The 22,178-nt window shown below is 64.8% G+C and carries 22 protein-coding genes; 3 read left to right on the forward strand and 19 right to left on the reverse strand.

What is annotated here, in order from left to right:
- Nucleotides 1-30: 30 nt before the first annotated feature.
- A complete protein-coding gene (gene glgB / locus CKJ84_RS05285) occupies nucleotides 31-2,235 on the forward strand; it encodes a 1,4-alpha-glucan branching protein GlgB (RefSeq protein ID WP_095535172.1) in 2,205 nt (734 codons plus the stop codon).
- Here the strand turns inward: glgB and CKJ84_RS05290 are convergent.
- From CKJ84_RS05290 to rho, 19 genes are all read right to left on the reverse strand, one after another.
- Entirely contained in the window at nucleotides 2,232-3,104 is an 873-nt protein-coding gene (locus CKJ84_RS05290) for a tetratricopeptide repeat protein (protein WP_095546153.1), read from the reverse strand. The two genes, glgB and CKJ84_RS05290, sit on opposite strands and share 4 nt — an antisense overlap.
- Nucleotides 3,105-3,449, reverse strand: a complete 345-nt coding sequence (locus tag CKJ84_RS05295; RefSeq protein WP_095276030.1) for a thiamine-binding protein — start codon at nucleotides 3,447-3,449, stop codon at nucleotides 3,105-3,107.
- A 25-nt stretch (nucleotides 3,450-3,474) separates the two neighbouring features.
- Entirely contained in the window at nucleotides 3,475-3,762 is a 288-nt protein-coding gene (locus tag CKJ84_RS05300) for a hypothetical protein (RefSeq protein WP_095276028.1), read from the reverse strand.
- Between the two features lie 16 nt (nucleotides 3,763-3,778).
- Entirely contained in the window at nucleotides 3,779-4,471 is a 693-nt protein-coding gene (gene nucS, locus CKJ84_RS05305) for an endonuclease NucS (protein ID WP_095276025.1), read from the reverse strand.
- Nucleotides 4,472-4,545: 74 nt separating this feature from the next.
- Nucleotides 4,546-5,004, reverse strand: a complete 459-nt coding sequence (locus tag CKJ84_RS05310) for a DUF2550 domain-containing protein (protein ID WP_095546154.1) — start codon at nucleotides 5,002-5,004, stop codon at nucleotides 4,546-4,548.
- Between the two features lie 220 nt (nucleotides 5,005-5,224).
- A complete protein-coding gene (locus CKJ84_RS05315; RefSeq protein WP_095546155.1) occupies nucleotides 5,225-5,596 on the reverse strand; it encodes a F0F1 ATP synthase subunit epsilon in 372 nt (123 codons plus the stop codon).
- A gap of 9 nt (nucleotides 5,597-5,605) precedes the next feature.
- On the reverse strand, nucleotides 5,606-7,114 hold the full coding sequence (gene atpD / locus CKJ84_RS05320; protein ID WP_233125505.1) for a F0F1 ATP synthase subunit beta: 1,509 nt from the start codon (nucleotides 7,112-7,114) through the stop codon (nucleotides 5,606-5,608).
- 3 nt (nucleotides 7,115-7,117) lie between these two features.
- On the reverse strand, nucleotides 7,118-8,092 hold the full coding sequence (locus CKJ84_RS05325; RefSeq protein ID WP_095546156.1) for a F0F1 ATP synthase subunit gamma: 975 nt from the start codon (nucleotides 8,090-8,092) through the stop codon (nucleotides 7,118-7,120).
- A gap of 56 nt (nucleotides 8,093-8,148) precedes the next feature.
- Nucleotides 8,149-9,813, reverse strand: a complete 1,665-nt coding sequence (gene atpA / locus CKJ84_RS05330) for a F0F1 ATP synthase subunit alpha (RefSeq protein ID WP_095276014.1) — start codon at nucleotides 9,811-9,813, stop codon at nucleotides 8,149-8,151.
- A gap of 10 nt (nucleotides 9,814-9,823) precedes the next feature.
- Nucleotides 9,824-10,657 carry a F0F1 ATP synthase subunit delta gene (locus CKJ84_RS05335; protein ID WP_095276012.1) on the reverse strand — a complete coding sequence of 278 codons (834 nt, stop codon included), beginning with the start codon at nucleotides 10,655-10,657 and terminating at the stop codon, nucleotides 9,824-9,826.
- Between the two features lie 5 nt (nucleotides 10,658-10,662).
- The gene (locus CKJ84_RS05340; protein WP_095536947.1) at nucleotides 10,663-11,235 is read right to left on the reverse strand and encodes a F0F1 ATP synthase subunit B; all 573 of its coding nucleotides are present in this window, start codon (nucleotides 11,233-11,235) and stop codon (nucleotides 10,663-10,665) included.
- Between the two features lie 54 nt (nucleotides 11,236-11,289).
- Nucleotides 11,290-11,535 (reverse strand): ATP synthase F0 subunit C, encoded by a 246-nt coding sequence (locus CKJ84_RS05345; protein ID WP_095276007.1) that lies wholly within the window; start codon nucleotides 11,533-11,535, stop codon nucleotides 11,290-11,292.
- Between the two features lie 101 nt (nucleotides 11,536-11,636).
- Complete coding sequence (gene atpB, locus CKJ84_RS05350; protein ID WP_095276005.1) at nucleotides 11,637-12,431, reverse strand: F0F1 ATP synthase subunit A; 795 nt, start codon at nucleotides 12,429-12,431, stop codon at nucleotides 11,637-11,639.
- A 440-nt stretch (nucleotides 12,432-12,871) separates the two neighbouring features.
- Nucleotides 12,872-13,336 (reverse strand): hypothetical protein, encoded by a 465-nt coding sequence (locus CKJ84_RS05355; RefSeq protein ID WP_095276003.1) that lies wholly within the window; start codon nucleotides 13,334-13,336, stop codon nucleotides 12,872-12,874.
- A gap of 11 nt (nucleotides 13,337-13,347) precedes the next feature.
- Nucleotides 13,348-14,550 (reverse strand): glycosyltransferase family 4 protein, encoded by a 1,203-nt coding sequence (locus tag CKJ84_RS05360; protein WP_095546157.1) that lies wholly within the window; start codon nucleotides 14,548-14,550, stop codon nucleotides 13,348-13,350.
- Nucleotides 14,551-15,210: an L-threonylcarbamoyladenylate synthase gene (locus CKJ84_RS05365; RefSeq protein WP_095546158.1), complete on the reverse strand. Its 660-nt coding sequence runs from the start codon at nucleotides 15,208-15,210 to the stop codon at nucleotides 14,551-14,553.
- A 24-nt stretch (nucleotides 15,211-15,234) separates the two neighbouring features.
- Nucleotides 15,235-16,065: a peptide chain release factor N(5)-glutamine methyltransferase gene (gene prmC / locus CKJ84_RS05370; RefSeq protein WP_095546159.1), complete on the reverse strand. Its 831-nt coding sequence runs from the start codon at nucleotides 16,063-16,065 to the stop codon at nucleotides 15,235-15,237.
- Nucleotides 16,066-16,075: 10 nt separating this feature from the next.
- On the reverse strand, nucleotides 16,076-17,149 hold the full coding sequence (gene prfA, locus CKJ84_RS05375) for a peptide chain release factor 1 (RefSeq protein WP_095275994.1): 1,074 nt from the start codon (nucleotides 17,147-17,149) through the stop codon (nucleotides 16,076-16,078).
- The gene (rho, locus tag CKJ84_RS05380; RefSeq protein ID WP_095546160.1) at nucleotides 17,149-18,987 is read right to left on the reverse strand and encodes a transcription termination factor Rho; all 1,839 of its coding nucleotides are present in this window, start codon (nucleotides 18,985-18,987) and stop codon (nucleotides 17,149-17,151) included. Before rho ends, prfA begins: the two co-directional genes overlap by 1 nt.
- A 393-nt stretch (nucleotides 18,988-19,380) precedes the next feature.
- Between rho and CKJ84_RS05385 the strand changes: the two genes are divergently transcribed.
- Complete coding sequence (locus CKJ84_RS05385; protein ID WP_095546161.1) at nucleotides 19,381-21,153, forward strand: long-chain fatty-acid--CoA ligase; 1,773 nt, start codon at nucleotides 19,381-19,383, stop codon at nucleotides 21,151-21,153.
- Entirely contained in the window at nucleotides 21,150-22,178 is a 1,029-nt protein-coding gene (gene moaA, locus CKJ84_RS05390) for a GTP 3',8-cyclase MoaA (protein WP_095546162.1), read from the forward strand. The genes CKJ84_RS05385 and moaA overlap by 4 nt, the downstream gene beginning before the upstream one ends.

The following is a 22,178-nucleotide window of genomic DNA, read 5'->3' on the forward strand; positions in this document are numbered from 1 at the left end:
TTCTCCATTCGCTTTACTAGAAAGACGATGATGACCGGCCACGAACTTTCCCCCGCAGCGCTCATCCCGGAGCACGACCGCCAACGCCTCCTCGAGTGCAAGCACCACGCACCGCACGACTTCTACGGCCGCCACGCCGTGGCCGGAAACACCGTCGTGCGCACCCGCCTGCTCGGCGCGACCGACGTGCAGCTGCTCATTCACAACGACGCCGTGCAAATGCACCACACCGGCGACGACATCTGGATCGCCGAGCTCGAGGGCGAGCACGCGAGCGACTACCGCCTCAAGGTCACCTACCCGGACGCGGAGCCGCAGATCATCGCGGACCCCTACTTCTTCCTGCCCACCGTCGGCTCGCTGGACCTGCACCTGATCGCCGAGGGGCGTCACGAGCGTCTCTGGGAGGTCCTCGGCGCGAACGTCCACACCTACACCACCGACCTCGGCCAGGTCACCGGCACCGCCTTCGCGGTCTGGGCCCCGAACGCCAAGGGTGTGGCGGTCGTCGGCGACTTCTGCAACTGGAACCCAAACCAGTACCCGATGCGCACCCTGGGCTCGACGGGCGTGTGGGAGATCTTCATCCCCGGAATCGCGCCCGGCGCCCACTACAAGTTCGCGGTCCAGACCTCCGAAGGCTACCGCGTGGACAAGGCCGACCCGCTGGCCAAGGCCACCCTCGCCCCGCCGGAGACCGTCTCCGTCGTCGCCGACACCACCGAGTACGAGTGGCGCGACGCCGAGTGGATGCAGCGCCGCCAGGGTATGGACCCGGCGAACTCCCCCATGAGCGTCTACGAGTGCCACATCGGCTCCTGGAAGCAGGGCTCGAACTACAACACGCTGCGCGAAGAGCTCGTCCCGTACCTGGTCGAGCACGGCTTCACCCACGTGGAGTTCCTCCCGGTTGCCGAGCACCCCTTCGGTGGCTCCTGGGGCTACCAGGTCAGCGGCTACTACGCACCCACCGCGCGCTGGGGCACGCCAGACGAGTTCCGCGCGCTTGTCGACGAGCTCCACGCGCACAACATCGGCGTCCTCGTCGACTGGGTCCCCGCACACTTCCCCAAGGACGCCTGGGCGCTCGCGCGCTTCGACGGCACCGCGCTCTACGAGCACCCCGACTGGCGCCGCGGCGAGCAGAAGGACTGGGGCACTTACGTCTTCGACTTCGGCCGCAACGAGGTCCGCAACTTCCTCGTGGCGAACGCGCTCTACTGGTGCGAAGAGTTCCACCTCGACGGCCTGCGCGTGGACGCCGTGGCCTCCATGCTCTACCTGGACTACTCGCGCGAACCCGGCGAGTGGCTGCCCAACCAGTTCGGCGGCCGCGAGCACTGGGACGCGGTCCAGTTCCTGCAGGAGATGAACGCCACGGTCCACCGCACCCACCCGGGCGTGATCACCGTAGCCGAGGAGTCCACCGCGTGGCCCGGCGTGACCGCGCCCACCGAGTCCGACGGCCTCGGGTTCTCCCTGAAGTGGAACATGGGCTGGATGAACGACTCGCTGGAGTACTTCTCCCTCGACCCCATCCACCGCTCCTACCACCACAACGAGATCACGTTCTCCCTGGTCTACGCGTTCAGCGAGAAGTACGTCCTGCCGTTTAGCCACGACGAGGTCGTGCACGGCAAGGGCTCGCTGTGGACCCGCATGCCGGGCGATGACTGGAACAAGGCCGCGGGACTGCGCGCGCTCTACGGCTACATGTTCTCGCACCCGGGCAAGCAGCTCATGTTTATGGGCTGCGAGTGGGGGCAGACCACCGAATGGGACGAAGCCCACTCCGTCAACTGGGACAACCTTGCCGATGACTGGGGCCACGACTACCACAAGGGCATCCGGCGCCTCGTGCGCGACCTCAACCTGGTCTACCGCGACACCCCGGCGCTGTTCTCCCAGGACAACACGCCCATGGGTTTCCAGTGGATCAAGGGCGACGACGCGCAAAACAACATCCTCGCCTACGTCCGCTGGGGCGCGGACGGCTCGGCCGTCCTCGCGGTGGTGAACCTCTCCGGCGCCTCGCAGCCGAATTACCGCCTGGGCTCACCCAAGGCGGGCACGTGGGAGCTGCTCATCAACACCGATGACGCCGTCTACGGCGGAGCAGGCAACGAGCTCCTCCCCACCGTGGACACCGAGCCCACCACCTGGGACCAGTTCGACCAGTCCCTCAACCTGCACATCCCGGCGATGAGCGTGCAGCTGTACACGCTGCGTGGCTAGAACAGTGCGCTGGCCAGGGCGGTCCGCGCGTTGATCACGCGCGGATCGCCCGGCTCGAACAAGGTGAAGAGCTCGAGCAGGCGCTCCTTCGCCTTCGGCTCGGCCTTGACGTAGCGCAGCAGACGCTCGAACGCCTTCTCCGGCGCGCCAGCGATAACCTCAGCGTCCGCCGCAACGAGCTGCTTGTCCACGTCCTGCGGGTCCTGCTCCGCCTCCGCGATCGGGTCGGTGGTGCGGCGCTGGGGGTCGAGGCGCTGCAGGACTGCCACCGTCGCCTTCGCCTGCTTGACGGGCTGGTTGTCGGGCTCGTCGGCCAAGATGGCGTTATAAAGCGCGGTGGCTCCCTCGAAATCGCTCCTATTCAGCGCGGCGGTTGCCTGGGCCAGTCGCGGGTCTTCCGGCTCGGGGGCATCCGTCTCCGGCTCGTCGTCCAGACCCTGCAGCTGCGGGCCGACGTTCTTCACCAGCGCGTCGACCCACTGCTTGAGCTGGTCGGCGGGCTGGTTGCCCTCAAAGTTAGTCACCGGTTGGCCGGCTGCCAGCGCCACCACCGTCGGCAGGGCGCGAAGACCGAACATCTGCGCCACCTGCGGCGTGGCGTCCGCGTCGACGTACGCGACGAGGAACTTGCGCTGCCCCGCCGCCAACTGCTGCAGCGTCGCCTTGAGCGACTCCGAATCCTCCGACCGGGAAGTGCCAATCATCAGCACCACCGGCACCTGCACGGAGCGCTGGAAGGCGCGGGCCTCGATGTCCTTCTCGGTGACCGTGATAAACGGCTCGAATCCGCCCTCCTTGAGCTGCTGCTGCGCCTCCTTCTGCTCCACCAGCTTGTTCAGGTCAACTGCGCCTGGTCCGAAATCCGGCATTTAGTTCGCTCCTTCGTCATTGGCGTCATTGACGTCATTGGCGTCATTGGAAAAGTGCTTCTCTAGCGACGCGACTTTTTGGTGCATCATGTCGGTGTAGCCCGGCCTGATGTCAGCTTTGATCACCAACGATACCCGTGGGGACACCGCCTCCACCGCTTGCGTGGCACGCTTGATCACGTCCATGACCTCGTCCCACTCCCCCTCGATCGTGGTAAACATCGCGGTCGTCTCGTGCGGCAGCCCGGATTCGCGCACAACGCGCACGGCGCGCGACACGGCTTCCGACATCTCTGCAGTAGCGTTATTGGTCACCGTTGGGGCGACAGAAAATGCAGCAATCATGCGGCCCAGCCTACCCGGACGGACGCTACCGCTTCTCCCAGCAGTGCTTGTGCCAGTGGCGGCGATCGTCGCCACGCCCGCCTGTGTCGCGCGGCCACGCCACGACGTGCGCCACGCCCGGCGGAATGTTCTGGTTGCATCGCGGGCACACGTAGAACTTATTCGCCGCTGCGGCGCCGATCTGGCGCACGAGGTAGATCTCCCCGTTCGCCCAGCTGGGGCCCTCGACCTCCTGGGTCCCAATGAATGTGGACCCGTCGCGCGGTAGCACGTAGGACGGGGTGACGTTGTGTCTCCGGTTCCGTCTCGGCATCGTTTCCCCTTCGCGCCTAGAAGAGCCGCAGCTCGTCGGACTCGATGCCGCGGAGCTCGTCGTAGTCCAGGGTCAGGCAGCGGAAGCCGCGGTCCTCGGCGAGCGTGCGCGCCTGCGGCTTGATCTCTTGCGCCGCGAACACCCCGCGCACCGGCTTGAGCACCTCGTCGCGGTTGAGCAGCTCAACGTAGCGAGTGAGCTGCTCCACGCCGTCGATCCCGCCGCGCCGCTTGATCTCTACCGCCACGGTCTGCCCGTCCGCATCCCTGGCGAGGATGTCCACCGGACCGATCGCCGTGGGGTACTCGCGGCGCACCAGGCTGTAGCCCTCGCCGAGGGTGCCAATGTGCTCCGCCAGCAGCTCCTGCAGGTGCGCCTCGACGCCGTCCTTGACCAGTCCCGGGTCCTCGCCCAGCTCGTAGGAGGAGTCCGACAGAATCTCTTCCACCGTGATGCGCAGCTGCTCCCCCTTCGGGTTCTCCACGATCCAGAGTTGCTCGCCGGTATCCTCGCCGTCGATGTCCACCACCGCTTCCTCCTTCAGGGTGCACGGCGGCGTCATCCAGTTCAGGGGCTTGTAAGCACGGTCGTCCGCGTGGACGGACACCGAGCCGTCGGATTTCAGCAAGATGAGGCGCAGCGCGGACGGAAGGTGCGCCGCGAGGCGACCAACGTAGTCAACGGAACAACGAGCTATGACGAGACGCATGCACCACAGGGTACCGGGCGCGCAACGGGGAACAGAAACGGGTCGGGTGGGTGCGCAGTGGCGTCGAGAAGCACTTAGGCGCGGCCGCGCTGCACGCGCTGTGCCAGCGAGCGAACGTCCAAGCGCTGCTGGCGACGATCCGGCGCAGACTCCACCCAAGAAATGAGCGCCATCTCCACGTGGCGATCCGCCGCAAACTCGAGTTGCCCGCGCGGGCTGGTCATTTCCAGGACCGTCGACACCCCCGGCATAATCTCCTGCTCATCCGCAGTCAGGTCGCGCACCCCGTTGATAGTCAGGTCGCGGCGGTCCAGCGCGTAATCGTAGTTTGATGACAGCGACCGCAGCTTATAAAACTGCAGCTCTTCCCCCGTGTATCGCAGAATACCGTGCCGCCAGCCGTGCAGCCCCTGGGCCGGCAGCTTGCGGATCAGCGCGCGCCCGCCGGAATTCCGGAACATGGCAAACCGCCAGATAGCAATGCCCGTGACCCCGATGACCACAAGCAGCACCACAGAGACGATGATCTCCATCGACACCTCCCTGCGAGATTCCGTTGTTGCCAGGCCCCCCGCACATCGTGGAAGCACGCTTAAGCGATAATCCTACTTTGCTGCGCAGACAATGCAAGCATCATCGGGGCGGCCGCTTAACGACGTCGCGCCCCCACCTACCTCACGGCAGGTGGGGGCGCGAAACGTGCAAGGAAGGAGCGTGCGTTGCCCTCCTCCCGGGCGCTGACGCAAACTCGGTCTAGCGCGAGCTGTTGCGGCGAACCGCGGCAAGCTCGGCCTCCGAGCGGGCCTTCACGAGGGAGTCGTCGGCGTGCAGGCCGGACTCTGCCTCGGTGGTGTCAACCTCGTCCGCGAGCTTCGCGAAGTCAGCGAGGATGGTCACCTTGTCGCCCTGGACGGAGAGGAACCCGCCCTGCACAGCGGCAACGATGCGGTCGCCGCTGGTGGGACGGATGGTCACCACGCCGTTCTCCTTGAGCTGGCCAAGGAACGGCTCGTGACCGGGCAGCACGCCGATCTCACCTTCGATGGTCTGGGCGGTGACGATGCTGGCCTGACCCGACCAAAGCATGCGGTCCACCGACACCAATTGCGCGGTAAGTTCAGCCATGTCTGCCTCCTAGCCCTGCAGCTTCTGGTACGCGGCCTCGACGTCGTCGAGACCACCGAGGTTGCTGAAGGCCTGCTCCGGGTAGGCGTCGAACTCGCCCTCGCAGAGCTTGTCGAAGGCCTCGATCGTCTCCTCGAGCGGGACGTAGGAGCCCTCGTCGCCCGTGAACTTCTTCGCCACGAAGAAGTTCTGGCCGAGGAAGCGCTGCAGCTTACGAGCACGCATAACGGTGATCTTGTCCTCTTCGGACAGCTCGTCCATACCAAGGATGGCGATGATGTCCTGCAGCTCCTTGTTCTTCTGCAGAATACCGATCACCTTCTGCGCGACTGCGTAGTGACGCTCGCCGACAATGCCCGGCTCCAGGATGCGGGAGGTCGAGGTCAGCGGGTCCACAGCCGGGTAAATACCCTTGGAGGCAATGGAACGCGACAGCTCGGTCGTCGCATCCAGGTGGGCGAAGGTGGTCGCCGGTGCCGGGTCGGTGTAGTCATCGGCAGGCACGTAGACCGCCTGCAGCGAGGTAATGGAGCGACCCTTGGTGGAGGTAATGCGCTCCTGCAGCACGCCCATCTCATCAGCCAGGGTGGGCTGGTAGCCCACGGCGGAAGGCATACGACCCAGCAGGGTCGAGACCTCGGAACCGGCCTGGGTGAAACGGAAGATGTTGTCGATGAAGAGCAGCACGTCCTGGTTCTGCACATCGCGGAAGTACTCCGCCATGGTCAGGCCGGACAGGGCCACACGCATACGAACCCCCGGCGGCTCATCCATCTGGCCGAAGACAAGGGCCGTATCTGGGAGCACGCCCATCTCTTCCATCTCGAGGAAGAGGTCGGTGCCCTCACGGGTACGCTCGCCGACGCCGGCGAAGACCGACGTACCGGAGAACTCGCGGGCGATACGGGTAATCATCTCCTGGATGAGGACCGTCTTGCCCACACCTGCGCCGCCGAAGAGGCCGATCTTGCCGCCCTTCACGTACGGGGTGAGCAGGTCGATGACCTTAATACCGGTTTCCAGGATCTCGGTCTTACCCTCGAGGTCCTTGAAGGCCGGCGGCTGGCGGTGGATGCCCCAGCGGTCGCCGTTCTCGCCGACGCTCGGGTCGTCCAAACACTGGCCGAGTGCGTTGAACACGTGGCCCTTGACCTGGTCGCCGACCGGGACGGAGATCGGGTTGCCGGTGTCGAGCACCTTCGCGCCACGCACAAGGCCGTCCGTCGGGGCCATGGCGATGGTACGCAGCAGGTTGTCGCCCAGGAACTGGGCAACCTCGAGCACGATGGTGCGGGACATGCCCTCGAGCTCGATGTCGACCTCGAGTGCGTTGTACAGAGCGGGCAGCTCGCCGCGCGGGAACTCCACGTCGACGACTGCGCCGATTACGCGAACGACGCGTCCGTTGTCAGAACCCTGCGGGTTCTGCGCGGACTGTGCCTCGTGGGCTGCAGCCTTGGTCTCGGCCTCGCCCACCGGCTCATCGTTGCGCTCATCAAAAGATTGAGCAGTAGTCATGATTTAGTCACTTTCTCCACTACCGGACAGCGCGCCAGCGCCGCCGATAATCTCGGTGATTTCCTGGGTGATTTTTGCCTGACGGGCTTGGTTAGCCTCACGGGACAGATTGTTCGCCAGGTCAGTGGCGTTATCCGTCGCGTTCTTCATCGCCGTACGGCGAGAAGCGGATTCCGAAGCCGATGCTTCCAAGAAGATCGAGTAGAGCGACCTGGAAACATATGCCGGAAGCAACGAGGTCAGCAGCGTGTCCGGATCTGGCTCGAAGCTCATATCCGGGTTCACGGAGCCGTCCTGCTCCAGCATGCTCTTCTGCTCGTACTCGAATTCCTCGAGGACGGGCTCGATGGGCAGCAGCTGGTGCACGCGCGCTTCCTGCGAGAGCATAGACACGAATTCGGTATAGACGACGTGCACTTGGTCGAAACCGCGCACGCCCTGGCCCTCCGTGCCGTTGACGCCTTCGCGCCACTTGGCGGTGTCCTCGGAACCAGCCATGAAACCGTCGATGATGTGGCGACGCACGTTGTGCGTATCCTCCCACGACGGCTTCTGGGACCAGCCGGTCCACGCGCCAGCGACGTCCATGTCACGGAACCGGAAGTGGGTAACTCCCTTGTTACCGGTGACGTAGCGAACCACCTCGTAGCCTGCGTCGCTCAGCATGCGCTCAAGCTCAGCGGCCTTCTTCAGCACGTTGTGGTTGTAGCCGCCAGCCATACCGCGGTCAGAGGTGACCACGAGGATCGCCGCGACTCGCCCACCGTCACGCTCACGGAGCATGGGGTGGTCGAGGGAGCTCGCGGCGGCGAGGCGTTCCATGACGTCTTGCATCTCGTCCGCGTACGGCTTCGCCGCAGCGACGCGAGCCTGGGCCTTGGTGATCTGCGACGTAGCGATCAGCTCTTGGGCCTTGGTGATCTTCTTCGTTGAGTTAACGGACCGGATGCGGTCACGCAATTCGCGAAGTGTTGCCATGGTGCTGTTTCCTCCCTTCCTTTATGTAGGTCCTAAAGTCCTGCGCGCTGCAGAACCTAGGAGCGGCTGACGTTGAGCTTGTTCTTGGACACTTCGCCGGCGTCCAGGGCCTGCGCCTCCGGCTCGCGCACGACGCGCTCGCCCGAGGAAGCCTGGAAGGTGCGAGCGAACTCTTCGTTGACGCGCTTGATGGCGTCCTTCGAAGCGTCGTCGAGCTGCTTGCCGCCCTCGATCTGGCTAAAGACCTCGGGTGCGGAGGACTGGATGGCCTCCTGCAGCTCGGACTCGTAACGGCGGACATCCTCGACGGGAACGACGTCGAAGAGGCCCTCGTTCGCTGCCCAGATGGACACGATCTGGTACTCAACCGGTTGCGGTGCGTTCTCGGACTGCTTCAGCAGCTCGACCAGACGCTGACCGCGCTCAAGCTGCTTCTTGGAAGCAGCGTCGAGGTCGGAAGCGAAGGCCGCGAACGCCTCGAGGTCGCGGTATGCGGCGAGGTCCAGACGCAGGTTACCTGCGACCTTCTTCATGCCCTTGGTCTGCGCAGCGCCACCGACACGGGAGACAGAGATACCCACGTCGATAGCCGGGCGCACGCCCTGGTTGAACAGGTCGGACTGGAGGAAGACCTGGCCGTCCGTAATGGAAATGACGTTGGTCGGAATGAACGCGCCCACGTCGTTTGCCTTGGTCTCGATGATCGGCAGTGCGGTCAGGGAGCCAGCGCCGAGCTCGTCGTTCAGCTTCGCTGCACGCTCCAGGAGACGGGAGTGCAGGTAGAAGACGTCGCCCGGGTATGCCTCGCGGCCCGGCGGGCGGCGCAGCAGCAGCGAGATCGCACGGTAGGCCTCGGCCTGCTTGGTCAGATCATCGTAGATGACCAGGACGTGCTTGCCCTGGTACATCCAGTGCTGGCCGAGTGCAGCGCCGGAGAACGGTGCCAGCCACTTGAAGCCTGCGGAGTCGGACGCCGGAGCCGCCACGATGGTGGTGTACTCCAGCGCACCGTGATCCTCCAGGGTCTTGCGCACACCAGCGATGGTGGAGCCCTTCTGGCCCACAGCCACGTAGATGCAGCGCACCTGCTTCGACGGGTCACCGGTCTCCCAGAAAGCCTTCTGGTTGAGGATGGTGTCGATGCAGACCGCGGTCTTACCGGTCTTGCGGTCACCAATGATGAGCTGACGCTGGCCGCGGCCGATCGGGGTCATGGCGTCAATCGCCTTCATGCCCGTCTGCAGCGGCTCCTCGACCGGCTGGCGGTCGAGAACGCCTGCGGCCTGGAGCTCCAGGGCGCGCTCTTCTTTGGACTCAATCGGGCCAAGGCCGTCAATCGGCTGACCCAGGGGGTTGATTACTCGGCCAAGGAAGTCTTCCCCAACGGGGATGGACAGGACTTCGCCCGTCCGCTTGACTTCGTCGCCTTCGGTCAGGGACTCAAAGTTACCCAGCACCACGACACCGATGGAATCGGTCTCGAGGTTCTGTGCGACGCCAATGACGCCGTTCGGGAACTCGAGCAGCTCGTTCGTCATGCACCCTGGCAGCCCGGAAACCTGGGCAATACCATCTGCAGCCGAAGTCACCACGCCGACCTCCTCACGGGAGGCCTCCGCGGAGTAGCTCGAGGTGTAGTTCGCTATCGCGCTACGGATCTCATCGGAGGAGATCGTCAGCTCCGCCATGTTCTTCCTGCTCTCGGTAGTTTGTTCCAGCATTATCTTCGTTCTAAAGGGCCGCGTTGGCAGCGACGTCGGTGCGCAGGCGCGTGAGCTTGCCACGCGTCGAACCGTCAATCACTTCGTCACCAACGCGGATAACCACACCACCGAGGAGGCTGGGGTCAACCTCGGAGTGGATGGCCATCTCGCGGCCGTAAATCTTCTCAAGCTTCTGCGCCAGGACGCCGCGCTGGGAGTCGGACAACTCCTCCGCGGTGGCGACACGTGCCACGGTCTTGCCACGCATACCGGCAAACTCGGAGGACAGCTCCACCAAGTCATCTACCGGGTTGTGGCGCGGGCGACCGATGACCTGCAAAGCCAAAGCCTCGGTGAACATCGTCACCTTGCCGTAAATCACGTTTGCCAGCAATCCTCGCTTTTTCTCGGAGGCCGCCGTGCGGTCGGACAACAGCTGGGTCAGATCCTTTTCGCGCTCCAGCACGTTGGCGAGCTGGTACAGCTCAGTTTCAACCTGCTCGAGCTTGCCGTCTTTCTCGGCACCGCGCGCGATTGCGCGGCGGCCGAGGTTGACCAGCCCGGTGCGGAACTCGCGGGGCGTGGACCACTCCTGCTCGGCTGCTGCCAGCAGGACCTCAAGCGTCGGATCTGCGACCTTGGCGCTGAACACGTCGCGCATAATGCCGGTGCGCTGGGAGCTTTCCACCGAGTTATCAGCAACGGCGATGCGCAGTGCGCGCTCGCCGTCGAGCTGGTTCACGATGAGGAAGAGCTCAGCACCGACGTTCATCGCCACGGCGACGGCATTGTCGGAATTCTGGATCAGCTGATCAAGCTTCTCCGAGACCTTTGCTTGTGCTTCGCGACTCGCTGCCTTCATCTCGCCTACTTTCTCGTCGAGACGTTGTCGAGCTCAGAGAGGAAGGAGTCGATCGTGTTCGAGCGGCGGGTGGAGTCCGACAGCTCGGTGCCAAGCAGACGCTCGGCGAGGTTGATCGAGTTCTGGCCCAAATCGTTGCGCAGCTCTGCGACGACCTGCTCACGGGATGCCAGAAGCTGCTTCTCTCCAGCTTCCACAATGCGCTTGGACTCTGCCTCGGCGCGCTCGCGGGACTCCGCCTCGATCTCCTTACCCTTGGTGCGGGCAGCTTCGCGGATCGCGGCGGCCTCGGCGCGTGCCTCGGCAAGCTCAGCATTGTTCTTTTCCAGGGCAGCCGATGCTTCAGCCTGGGCAGCCTGAGCGCGCTCAATGCCACCCTTGATTTGGTCTTCGCGCTCCGCCAGCACTTCCCGGAACTTCGGAAGCACGTACTTCCAGAAGAGGAGGAAGATGATGATGAAGACGACAAGCGACCAAACCACGTCGTACGGGGCAGGCAGAAGCACGGAGGGCTCCGAAGTCATCGGAATCTCCTCGGTCCCTTCTGCCGCCACGAGAAATTCGTTGACGTTAGTCATTGGTTGCTCCTGTTCTAGAAATGAAATCTGTTCGCTAGGTGGTGCGAGCTTTTCTTAGAACAGGAAGCCGGCAACGAGGCCGATGAGGGCAAGGGCCTCAACGAAGGCGATACCCAGGAACATGGTGGTACGCAGCTGACCAGCCATCTCGGGCTGGCGAGCCATGCCCTCAACGGTCTTGCCAACCAGCATGCCGATACCGATGCCGGGGCCGATGGTGGCGATGCCGTAGCCGATGGACTGGAGGCCGTCGAACGCGGTGACAGACTCGTTTGCCTGGGCGAGGATGATGTCGTTCATGTGAAAGTCGTTCCCTTTCTAGGTGCTCCCCCGCTCCTAGTGCGGGAGGGCGAGTGACAATGTGGAGGGGTTATTCAGTTTGACCGGTTGGTCGCGCTTTGTTAGTGCGCATCCGCATGCAGCGATAGTTCGATGTACACCGCCGTCAGCAGGGCAAAAATGTATGCCTGCAGGAAAATAACGATGAGCTCGTAGAGCGTGAACAGAATCGCAGCAATGATGGTCAGGCCACTGAATGCGGTCCACCCGTTGAGCTGCCAGAAGAAGAAGTTCGTAGCAGAGTACAGCAGGACCAAAATGATGTGGCCGGCCAGGAAGTTCGCCATCAGACGAATTGCCAGGGTGACCGGACGCAGGATGAAGGTTGAGAAGATCTCAATCGGCACCACGAGGAAGTGGAGGAAGAAAGGCAGTCCAGGAATGACGGTGGAGTGCTTGAAAAACGCCACACCGTAGCGCTGGACGCCCGCGTAGATCATCGCGATGTAGGCAACAACCGCCAGCACGGCCGGCATGCCGATACGTGCGTTAGGTGAGATGTTGAGGAACGGAATGATCGTCGCGGCATTCATGAACAGCACGGTGAAGAAGATGGTGGCAATGACCGGCAGGAACCGGTTTCCGTCCTTCTTCCCCAACGTATCTTCTGCAATGTTGACGCGGACGAAGTCCACGCCCATCTCTGCGAAGTTTTGCAGCCCCTTAGGAACCAGCTTCGGCTTCCTAAAGGCAATAACAAAGAGGACCACAAGGATTGCCGCGACAAGAAGTCGGACAAGCATAATGCGGTCGAGCGCGAACCATCCATTGGCAAAGTCTTCACCAATGAACTGGTCGTACGTGTGCCCCGGGAAAATTTCTGGACCAAGTTCGGGTGCGTGGAATGAACCCTTCATGGCCAAAGTTGTAACGCTCAGCGTTCTCTCCCGTTCTCGGGCCGCATCCTCAAAGAATGCGGTGCGATGGACGTCTTCATCAAGGCTGTCTCCCGCGGCGGACTCCGTCGCACATCTGCTTCCGCGGGGACAGGGGAGTCTCTTCAGGCAGCGAGACCCAGCGGCGCTGGGCAGTCCCCTGCCTCAAGTAAGCCCAGCGGATACTTTAACAGGTCATCGTGAGTTTCCTGGACTTTGGGGGGACTCGGGCACTATGCGCTCTCAACCTGGGAAGTTTGCGGCCAACTTTGGCTCAACAGCCTGCAGATTTGCCCTCCTGTAACATCAGTCACACACACGCGAAAAGGGGTGGAATTTTCCCCTTCTTTGGCCAAGGCGAGGGCCTGGCTACCCCCGGTTGCGCACCTCCGGGGGCAGGTCGGATCGGCGCTAGCTCGGGGCTAGCTCAGGTACGACGTCCTCGTCGTAATAACGCCCCACGCCTCGGCGGCCAGCGCGACGACGAGCGCCGCGAGCGTGGTGACACCGAACGCCGTCGAATCATAAAAGTTGAAGTTACGCAACCAGACGAAGAGCAAAATCAAGACCACCATCTTGACCAGCCACCCGCCGAGGACGACCGCCATCGTGGTGCTGGGCGAGGATTCGGAGGTCACCAGGACGGTGACTGCGGTGGCCAGGACGAACCCACCGCCAATCGCCACGCCCAAGAGCACGGCCCAGATCCCGGGGAGATCACGCGTGGCGCCCCATGCCATCAGGCTGATCAAGGTGAGCGCGACAAGCGCTCCCCCGGCGACCTTCAGGGCACGGATGATCGGCCGACGCTGGTCCGTGTACTCTGAGGCGTCGCGTACGTTGAGGTCGCGGGGCTGGGATTCCGGATTCGGGCTGGAAGTAGTCACGGTGGGTAAGTTTACCTACGCGCGTGCTCGACCTCCCCGCGCCCTCTCCCCTCGCCGGACCCCTGCGGGGCCTCGACCGGTTTCGGCCCAATCTTTCCGGCCATCAACGGGACGAGTGTGAGCAGAAAGGCGCCGAGCAAGAGTACAGCGGTGAACACCGCTGCCACCCGCACCGGGACGATGGAGAAGCTCACCGCGCCAAACGCCACAGCGGCGACCCAGAAGTACAGAACGAGCACGGTGCGTCGGTGCGTATGCCCCAAGCGCAGAAGCCTGTGGTGGATGTGCCCGGCGTCCGCAGCAAAGGGGCTTTGCCCCCTCGCGGTGCGTCGAATCACCGCCCAAACCAGGTCCACCACCGGAAGCGCAATCGCAGCAGCGACCACGATGATCGGACTGATCAACGCCACCAGGTCTGCGGTCCCGTACAGCGACATGTTGATCTTGCCCGACGCCGAGATCGACGCCGCAGCCAGCAGCAATCCGATCAGCATCGCGCCCGAGTCGCCCATGAAGATGCGTGCCGGCTCAAAATTGTGCGGAAGGAAACCCGCGCAGATGCCCACGAGCGCCGCGCAAATGATCGCAGGCGGATACGCGGACACGGCACCGCCCTGCTCGTGCAGGACGGTGAGCGAAAACACCAGGATCGCTGCGCCGGCGATGACGCCGATCCCCGCGGCGAGCCCGTCGATGCCGTCGACGAAGTTCACGGCGTTGACCAGCAGCACCGTAAACACGGCAGCGATCACCATGCCCTGCATCTGGTCCAGAATCAGCGTGGTGCCCTCACCGAAGGGCACGTAGAACACGGTGAACGCAATGCCCATCAGGCACATAATGATGGCGGCCAAGAACTGCCCCAGCAGCTTCGTCATTGCGCCGAGCTCGTAGAGGTCGTCCACGATGCCCACGATGACGATCGCAAACGCGCCCGCCAGCACCGCCGTCATCTCCGGGGTGATCGGCGCAAAACCGCGGGTCAGCGCGGGAAGCTGCTGTGCGAGGAACACGGCGCAAACGAAGCCGGTGAACATAGCAAGCCCGCCCACGGACGGCGTCGGCTGCGTGTGCACGTCTCGTTTGCGGACCTCCGCGACACGCCCGGTGCGCACGAGCAATGAGCGCACCGGGCCGGTGGCTAGGTACGTGATTGCGGCGGCTACGAGCAGGACGAGGCCGAGCTCGCGCAGCGGGACGCCAGCTCCCGTCATCTACTTCCTCCGCAAGCTCTCCGGGTCAAGGTTCAGAACTTCACCGAGCCGTTCGGCGCTGATCACGGCCTCGCGCAAGATCTGCGGGTGGCGGCCCGAGATGTCGATGATCGTGGAAGGCTCGCCCACCTGCGCGTCGCCACCGTCGAGGTACACGCCGATCGCGTCGCCAAACTGCTGCTTCGCGTTCGCTGCGTTGAGCGCCGGCGGATTGCCAGAGATGTTGGCGGACGACACCGCCATCGGCCCCGTCCTCTGCAGCAGCTCCAGCGCGAGCGGCTGGTTAGGCATGCGCAACAGCACGGTGCCGCGCGTATCGCCCAGGTTCCACGGCAGGCTCGGCGCCTCCGGGACGACGATGGAGAGCCCGCCCGGCCAAAAGGCCTCGACCAGCGTCTTCGCCGTGTCGGAGAACTCCCGCACGAGCCCCTGAATGGTGGTCCAGGAGCCGACGAGCACCGGCACCGGCATGTCCGGCCCGCGGCGCTTGGTGGCCAGGAGGCTCGCCACGGCGTCGTTATTAAAGGCGTCAGCGCCGATCCCGTAGACCGTGTCCGTGGGCAGCACGACGCAGCGACCCGCCTGCACCTGTTCGACCGCAGCGGTCAGCCCCGCCTCGCGCCCGCTCGGCTCGAGGCAGTTGTAGATCATGCTCCCCATATCGCTCCTTCGGTTCCGTTTCGGCTACAGCTTACTCGCGCACACAAACCGGTTCCGCCCGGCCAGGTCGCGCAGTACCGTCGGCGGACCGAAGCCGTCGCAGGCCTCAATCACGGAGCACGTGCTTGTCGACGTCACGTCGTCATGCTCCACGCCCAACCAGCCCCCGGGGCGCAGCAGTCGCTGGGCCACCGGTACGAGCCCGCGGATTGCGTCCATGCCGTCGGTGCCGGAGAAGACGGCCTCGGGCGGGTCGCAGTACACCTCCGGCTCGAGGTCCGGGGTGTCCGGGACGTACGGCGGGTTGGCCACCACGAGATCCACCGCGCCGTCGAGGTCGCGGAGGAGCTGGGGGTCGGTCATGGAGGCGTCGACAAGCGTGATGCGCACCCCGTGCGAGGCGGCGTTGCGCGCCGCGTACTCACGCGCGGTGGCGGAGAGCTCGACGGCGTACACGCGTGCTTCGGGGATATGGCTGGCAACGTAGATGGCCAGCGCCCCCGAGCCGGTGCCCATGTCCACCACGGCGGGTGCCGGCGTGCCGGCGAGGGTGCGCACGGCCCAATCGGCCAGGACTTCCGTCTCCGGGCGCGGGATGAACACGCCCGGGCCGACGGCGAGTTCGAGCGGCCCGAAGGGGGCCGTGCCCGTGATGTGCTGGAGCGGCTCGCGCTGCGCACGACGCTTAACGACGCCAGCGAAACGCTCAGCAAACGTCTCGTCCAACTCCGCAAACGTCACCGCCATCGGGCTCACGCCCAGCACGTGGGCGGCGAGCAGGCGGGCGTCGACGTCCGGGGTGGGGACGCCGGCGTCGGCGAGGATCGAGGTGGCGTCGAGAAGCTGCTCCCACATCGTGGTGCGCCTACTCGGCTTCAAGTCGCTCCTGGCGCTCGTGGGTTTGTAGCGCGGAGATCAGGTCCTCCATGTTGCCGTCGAGGACCGAATCCAGGTTGTTCGCCTTGAAGTTGATGCGGTGATCCGAGATGCGGTTCTCCGGCCAATTGTAGGTGCGGATGCGCTCTGAGCGGTCCATCGTGCGGACCTGGGAGGCGCGGCCTTCGGCCTCGGCGGCCTCGGCCTTCTCACGCTCCAGCTGGTCCAGGCGGGCCTGCAGAACCTGCATCGCGCGGGCGCGGTTCTGAATCTGGGAGCGCTCATTCTGGCAGGTCACCACGATGTTGGTGGGCAGGTGCGTGATGCGCACCGCGGAGTCCGTGGTGTTCACGCCCTGGCCGCCCTTACCGGAGGAGCGGTAGACGTCGACGCGGATGTCCTTCTCGTCGATGTGGACGGACTCGACCTCGTCGGCCTCCGGGAAGACATAGACGCCTGCCGCGGAGGTCTGGATGCGGCCCTGGGACTCGGTGACGGGCACGCGCTGCACGCGGTGGACGCCGCCCTCGAACTTCAGCTTGGACCAGGCGCCGTCGCGCGACGGGTTCTTCGCCTTGACGGACACCGTCATGTCCTTGATGCCACCGAGGTCGGTCTCCGCGGCGTCGAGGACGTCCCACTTCAGGCCGTTCTTCTCGCAGTACTTCTGGTACATGCGCGCCAGGTCGCCCGCGAACAGGGCAGCCTCTTCGCCGCCCGCACCGGCTTTGAGCTCCATGATGACGTCGTCGCCATCGTGCTCGTCGCGCGGGGCGAGGAGGTCTGCGAGCTCCTCCTCCAGGCGGACGATCTCGCCCTCGAGGCGCTCCGCCTCCTCCGCGAACTCCTTGTCCTCGCTGGCCATCTCGGCTGCCGCCTCGTGGTCGTCCTTGGCCTGCTGGAGCGCGTCGTTCGCTTTGATGATCGGCTGCAACTCGGCGTAGCGCTTGGACAGCTTGCGGAACAGGTTCTGGTCCGAGGTCACCTCCGGGTCACTCATCTGGGCCTGGATGCCCTGGTACTCGGAGACGTAGTCGTCTACAAGTGAGACTTCATTCGCCATTACTTGTACTCCTCTTCGTCTTTGTCCGCGACCATGGGAGCGGAGTTGGCCACACCCATGAGGAACTCGCCGTTCGACTTCGTCTTCTTCAGCTGCTTAATCAGCATATCGATGGACTGCTGCGGATCCAGCGCCGAGAGGATGCGGCGCAGCTTGTGCATAATGCGCGTCTCCTCCGGGCTCATGAGCAGATCATCCTTGCGCGTACCGGACGGGTTGACGTCCACCGCTGGGAACACGCGGCGCTCCGCGATCTTCCGGTCCAGCTTGAGCTCCGCGTTGCCGGTGCCCTTGAACTCCTCGAAGATGACGGTGTCGCCGGCGGAACCGGTCTCCACCATGGCGGTCGCGATGATGGTCAGCGAGCCGCCCTCCTCGATGTTTCGGGCTGCACCCAGGAAGCGCTTCGGCGGGTACAGGGCGTTGGAGTCCACACCACCGGAAAGGATGCGGCCCGACGCCGGCGAGGAGTTGTTGTACGCGCGGCCCAGGCGGGTGATGGAGTCGAGCAGCACGACGACGTCCTGCCCCATCTCCACCAGACGCTTCGCGCGCTCGATCGCGAGCTCCGCGACGGCAGTGTGCTCTGACGGCGGGCGATCGAAGGTCGACGCGATGACCTCGCCCTTCACGCTGCGCTGCATGTCCGTGACCTCTTCCGGGCGCTCGTCGACGAGAACGACCATGAGGTAGCACTCCGGGTTGTTAGTGGCGATCGCATTGGCGATGTTCTGCAGGATCGTCGTCTTACCAGCCTTCGGCGGGGAGACAATCAGCGCGCGCTGCCCCTTACCAATCGGCATGACCAGGTCGATCACGCGGGTGGTGAGGATCTTCGGCTCGGTCTCCAGGCGGAGGCGCTTGTTCGGGTACAGCGGGGTGAGCTTGTGGAACTCGGCGCGCTGCTTCGCCTCCTCCGTGGTCATCCCGTTGACGGAGTCGACGCGGACGAGCTGGTTGTAGCGCTGGCGGTTGCGGCCGTTGCCGTGGGAATGGCTTTGCCCATTCTGGCGAACCTGGCCGATCACGGCGTCGCCCGCGCGCAGGCCGTTCTGGCGCACCAGCTTCTGGTTCACGTACACGTCTGCGCTGTTCTTGCGGTAACCGGTGGTGCGGACAAACGCGGCGTTGTTGTCCACGATGTCCACGATGCCGGCAACTTCCTGCAGCTCCTCCGGGTCGAACTGCTGGTTGTTGTCGTTCTGATTGTGCTGGTTGTCGCGGTTGTCCCGGTTTCGGTTCCGGTTGCGGCGGTTCCGGCGGCCGCGGCGTCCGCCACCGCCCTGGTTGCCGTCGTCGTTGTTGTCGCGGTTGTTTCGGCCGCCGTGATTGTTGTGCTTGCCGCCGCGACCGTTGTTGTCGTTGTTGTTGTCGCGGTTGTCGCGATTGTCGTGATCGTTGTTGTCACGCTTCTCATCGCGCTTGTCGTCGCGATTGTTGTTGTCGTCCTGGTCCTGGCGTGCGCGGTTGCGGCGCGCCCGACGCGCGGCCGAGCGCGATTCGTACTTCTGCCCCTCGTTCTCAGCCTGCTCGCCCTGCTGCGGCTGTTCCGCTTGCGTGTCCTGCGCTGCGTGCTCACCGTCCGCGGGACCAGCGGAGCGTCGAGAAGCGCGGCGGTGATGCTCCTCGTGGGTGTGTTCCTCGGCTGCTGCCTCGGCCGCCGCGGCGCGTGCCTTGCGCGGAACCTCCCCGGTCACAATCGCCTGGATCAGGTCGCCCTTCCGCAAACCGGAGACGCCCTTCAGGCCCTTTTCCGCCGCCATCTTGCGCAGCTCGGGGATCTTGAGTGCGGAAAGATCGGCGTTGCCGCCTGCTGCCGCGTTACCCGTGTCGGTCACGAATGTCCTTTCGTCGCTTGACCAATTGTGGTGTCCCCCGCCAAGGAGCCGGCGGGCGCTCCGGAAGCGATCGCGTTTCCGTGCGCAATATGTGGGACGTTCATCGCCTAAACCGGCGTGTCAATCTCTATGCGGCACTTGCTCGCCGCGAGTGTTCCCCTCAAAGGCCTCGAGGTCGTGGTGGCCAAGGCATCACTGGCCTCGCACCATTCGTGCGCCGCCTGCGTGCGCGACGCGACGAGTGCGGAGGGTTGGTGGGAACTACCTGGAACCCCGACTGCGCGTCAAGCGCCCAGGCACTATGTCGAACCCGCGAACAGTGTAACGCATAGCGCAACACGTGTACTTCCTGCCCTTGTTTTCCGGCGAGTCGGACTGGCTAGACTAGACCGCATGCTTTCAACGATGCAGGAAGTGCCGTTCTCAGTCGCGCAGATTTTGCACTACGGTCAGCACACCCACGGGTCCACCAAGTGCACGACCTGGCGCGCGACCGGCGCAGAGGAATGCACGTTTGCGGACATTGGCGCGCGCGCCGGGGCGTTCGCCAACGCACTGCACGATGACCTGGGGATTGACGGCGACCAGCGCGTGGCCACCTTCATGTACAACTGCGCCGAGCACCTCGAGGTGATGTTCGCCGTCGCCGCGAAGGGCGCGGTCTTCACGCCGCTGAATATCCAGCTCATGGAGGACCAGATCGCCTACATTGTCAACCACTCCGAGGCGAAGGTCGTGGTCGCCGACCCGCGCCTCGCGCCCAAGCTCGGCCGCCTCCTCGCACAGTGCCCGCTGGTGGAGACGGTCGTGTTCACCGGCCCCTACCCCATCGCGGAACCCTCGGCGGAGATTCCGGAGGGGGTTCGCACGGCGAGCTATGAGCAGCTTCTCGACGGCCGCAGCACCGTCTTCCCCTGGCCCACCCTCCCCGAAAACACGGCCGCCGCCCTGGTGTACTCCACCGCGACGACCGGCGCTCCGAAGGGCGTGGCGTACTCGCACCGCTCGCTGTGGCTCGAGGCGACAAGCCTGCGCGCCATGGACTCGCTCGCCGTGACCCATGGCGAATCATTCCTCTGCTGCATCCCCATCTACCACGTGCTGAGCTGGGGTGTGCCCTTCGCCGCGTTCCTCGCCGGCGCGCCCCTGGTCCTGCCCGACTCGGACATGTCCGCGCCGACGCTGGCCAAGCTCATCGCCACCACGCACCCGCGCGTCGCCCACGGCGTGCCGACACTCTGGATCCAGCTGATGGTCCACTACCTGCACAATCCCCCGGAACGCATGAGCCTCCAGGAGCTCTACGTCGGCGGCTCCCCCGCCCCGCCGGCACTGATCAAGATGTGGGAGGAGCGCTACGGCGTCGACGTTGTCCACGTGTGGGGCATGACCGAGACGTCCACGGTTGGCACGGTTGCGCGCCCGCCGTCGGGCGCGTCCGGCGAGGCCCGCTGGGCGTACCGCATCTCCCAGGGCCGGTTCTCACCCTCGCTGGAGTACCGGGTGGTCAACGACGGCCAGATCATGGCCTCGACGGACCTGACCCAGGGCGAGATCCAGGTCCGAGGCAACCTCGTGGCCAAGGGCTACTACCACTCCCCGACCCAGGAGCCCGGAGAACTCGCCTCCGAGTTCCGCGGGGAGCAGATTACCGACGCCCGCAAGCACTTCACCGCCGACGGCTGGCTCCGCACCGGCGACGTTGGCACCGTGACCAACGACGGGTTCATGACGCTCTACGACCGCGCCCGCGACGTCATCCGCTCCGGCGGCGAGTGGATTTATTCCGCACAGGTGGAAAATCTCATCATGGAGTCCGACGTCGTCGTCGAGTGTGCCGTCATCGGCATCCCCGACAAGAAGTGGGGCGAGCGCCCGCTCGCGGTGACGAAGCTGCTCAAAGGCATCGAGGCGTCCCCCGCCACCGCCGAGCGGCTGCGCGCCGGGCTGGAATCGGTGCTGCCCAAGTGGATGACGCCGGAGTACTGGACGTTTGTGGATTCCATCGACAAAACCTCCGTGGGAAAGTTTGACAAGAAAGACCTGCGCAAGCACCTCGCTCGCGACGAGTTCGACATCATTGCGCTGCCCGGCCCCGGCAACCGGTCGCACGGCAACCCGTCGACGGCGGAGGTGGAGGCCGCGCACGAAGAGGAGCGAAAGTGACAGGAGCCCGCACGCTTGATGACCGCTACGGACGCACCGCCCGAGACCTCCGTGTCAGCCTGACCGACCGCTGCAACCTGCGCTGCACGTACTGCATGCCGGCAGACGGCCTCGAGTGGATGCCCACCGAGCAAGCACTCACGGACGAGGAAACCATCCGCCTCATCCGTCTCGCCGTCGAGTCGCTGGGCATCCGCCAGGTTCGCTTCACCGGTGGCGAGCCGCTCCTGCGCAAGTCGCTCGAGCAGATTGTCGCCGCGACGAAGCGCATGCGTATCGACGCCACGCCCACCCCTCCCACCACCGCCCTCACCACCAACGCGCTCGGCCTGGCGCGCCGCGCCTCCGCGCTCGCCGATGCGGGGCTGGACCGCATCAACGTGTCCCTAGACACCACGAGCCCGGACCTGTTCACGCGCCTGACGCGCCGCGACCGCATCCACGACGTTTTCGCGGGCATCGACGCCGCCCTCGCCGCCGGCCTGACCCCCGTCAAGGTCAACGCGGTGGTCATGCCGGGGGTGAACGAGGACGGGATCCTCGACCTCGTCGACTTCGCCCTGGACAAGGGACTCCAGCTGCGCTTCATCGAGCAGATGCCACTGGGGCCGCGGGAAAACTGGCGACGCAGCGACATGGTGACGGCCACCGACATCCTCGCCCGGGTCGAGGAACGCTACGCGCTCTCGCCCGCCGAATCACCGCGCGGCTCGGCACCCGCCGCCCTGTGGAACATCACGGACGGCACCCGCTCGGGCACCCTGGGGGTCATCGCATCGGTGACGCACCCGTTCTGTGGTGCCTGCGACCGCACGCGCCTCACCACAGATGGCGCGGTCCGCTCCTGCCTATTCTCTTCAACCGCGGACGAGGTGTCGCTGCGCGACCTCATGCGCGCAGGAGCCTCGGACGACGAACTTGCCGACGCCTGGGCCCAGGCCATGTGGCTGAAGAAGCCAGGTCACGGCATTGACGACGAAGGCTTCCTCCAGCCCGAACGCCTCATGAGCGAGATCGGCGGCTAA

The organism is Corynebacterium sp. NML 120412, from assembly GCF_002285155.1.
In the GTDB taxonomy this organism is placed as follows: Bacteria; Actinomycetota; Actinomycetes; order Mycobacteriales; family Mycobacteriaceae; genus Corynebacterium; species Corynebacterium gottingense.

What these genes read in the sequence shown, in the direction of transcription:
- glgB (WP_095535172.1), top strand. Translation starts at nt 31, where the DNA reads ATGACCGGCCACGAACTTTCCCCCGCAGCGCTCATCCCGGAGCACGAC.
- CKJ84_RS05290 (WP_095546153.1), bottom strand. Translation starts at nt 3,104, where the DNA reads ATGCCGGATTTCGGACCAGGCGCAGTTGACCTGAACAAGCTGGTGGAG.
- CKJ84_RS05295 (WP_095276030.1), bottom strand. Translation starts at nt 3,449, where the DNA reads ATGATTGCTGCATTTTCTGTCGCCCCAACGGTGACCAATAACGCTACT.
- CKJ84_RS05300 (WP_095276028.1), bottom strand. Translation starts at nt 3,762, where the DNA reads ATGCCGAGACGGAACCGGAGACACAACGTCACCCCGTCCTACGTGCTA.
- nucS (WP_095276025.1), bottom strand. Translation starts at nt 4,471, where the DNA reads ATGCGTCTCGTCATAGCTCGTTGTTCCGTTGACTACGTTGGTCGCCTC.
- CKJ84_RS05310 (WP_095546154.1), bottom strand. Translation starts at nt 5,004, where the DNA reads ATGGAGATCATCGTCTCTGTGGTGCTGCTTGTGGTCATCGGGGTCACG.
- CKJ84_RS05315 (WP_095546155.1), bottom strand. Translation starts at nt 5,596, where the DNA reads ATGGCTGAACTTACCGCGCAATTGGTGTCGGTGGACCGCATGCTTTGG.
- atpD (WP_233125505.1), bottom strand. Translation starts at nt 7,114, where the DNA reads ATGACTACTGCTCAATCTTTTGATGAGCGCAACGATGAGCCGGTGGGC.
- CKJ84_RS05325 (WP_095546156.1), bottom strand. Translation starts at nt 8,092, where the DNA reads ATGGCAACACTTCGCGAATTGCGTGACCGCATCCGGTCCGTTAACTCA.
- atpA (WP_095276014.1), bottom strand. Translation starts at nt 9,813, where the DNA reads ATGCTGGAACAAACTACCGAGAGCAGGAAGAACATGGCGGAGCTGACG.
- CKJ84_RS05335 (WP_095276012.1), bottom strand. Translation starts at nt 10,657, where the DNA reads ATGAAGGCAGCGAGTCGCGAAGCACAAGCAAAGGTCTCGGAGAAGCTT.
- CKJ84_RS05340 (WP_095536947.1), bottom strand. Translation starts at nt 11,235, where the DNA reads ATGACTAACGTCAACGAATTTCTCGTGGCGGCAGAAGGGACCGAGGAG.
- CKJ84_RS05345 (WP_095276007.1), bottom strand. Translation starts at nt 11,535, where the DNA reads ATGAACGACATCATCCTCGCCCAGGCAAACGAGTCTGTCACCGCGTTC.
- atpB (WP_095276005.1), bottom strand. Translation starts at nt 12,431, where the DNA reads ATGAAGGGTTCATTCCACGCACCCGAACTTGGTCCAGAAATTTTCCCG.
- CKJ84_RS05360 (WP_095546157.1), bottom strand. Translation starts at nt 14,550, where the DNA reads ATGACGGGAGCTGGCGTCCCGCTGCGCGAGCTCGGCCTCGTCCTGCTC.
- CKJ84_RS05365 (WP_095546158.1), bottom strand. Translation starts at nt 15,210, where the DNA reads ATGGGGAGCATGATCTACAACTGCCTCGAGCCGAGCGGGCGCGAGGCG.
- prmC (WP_095546159.1), bottom strand. Translation starts at nt 16,065, where the DNA reads ATGTGGGAGCAGCTTCTCGACGCCACCTCGATCCTCGCCGACGCCGGC.
- prfA (WP_095275994.1), bottom strand. Translation starts at nt 17,149, where the DNA reads ATGGCGAATGAAGTCTCACTTGTAGACGACTACGTCTCCGAGTACCAG.
- CKJ84_RS05385 (WP_095546161.1), top strand. Translation starts at nt 19,381, where the DNA reads ATGCTTTCAACGATGCAGGAAGTGCCGTTCTCAGTCGCGCAGATTTTG.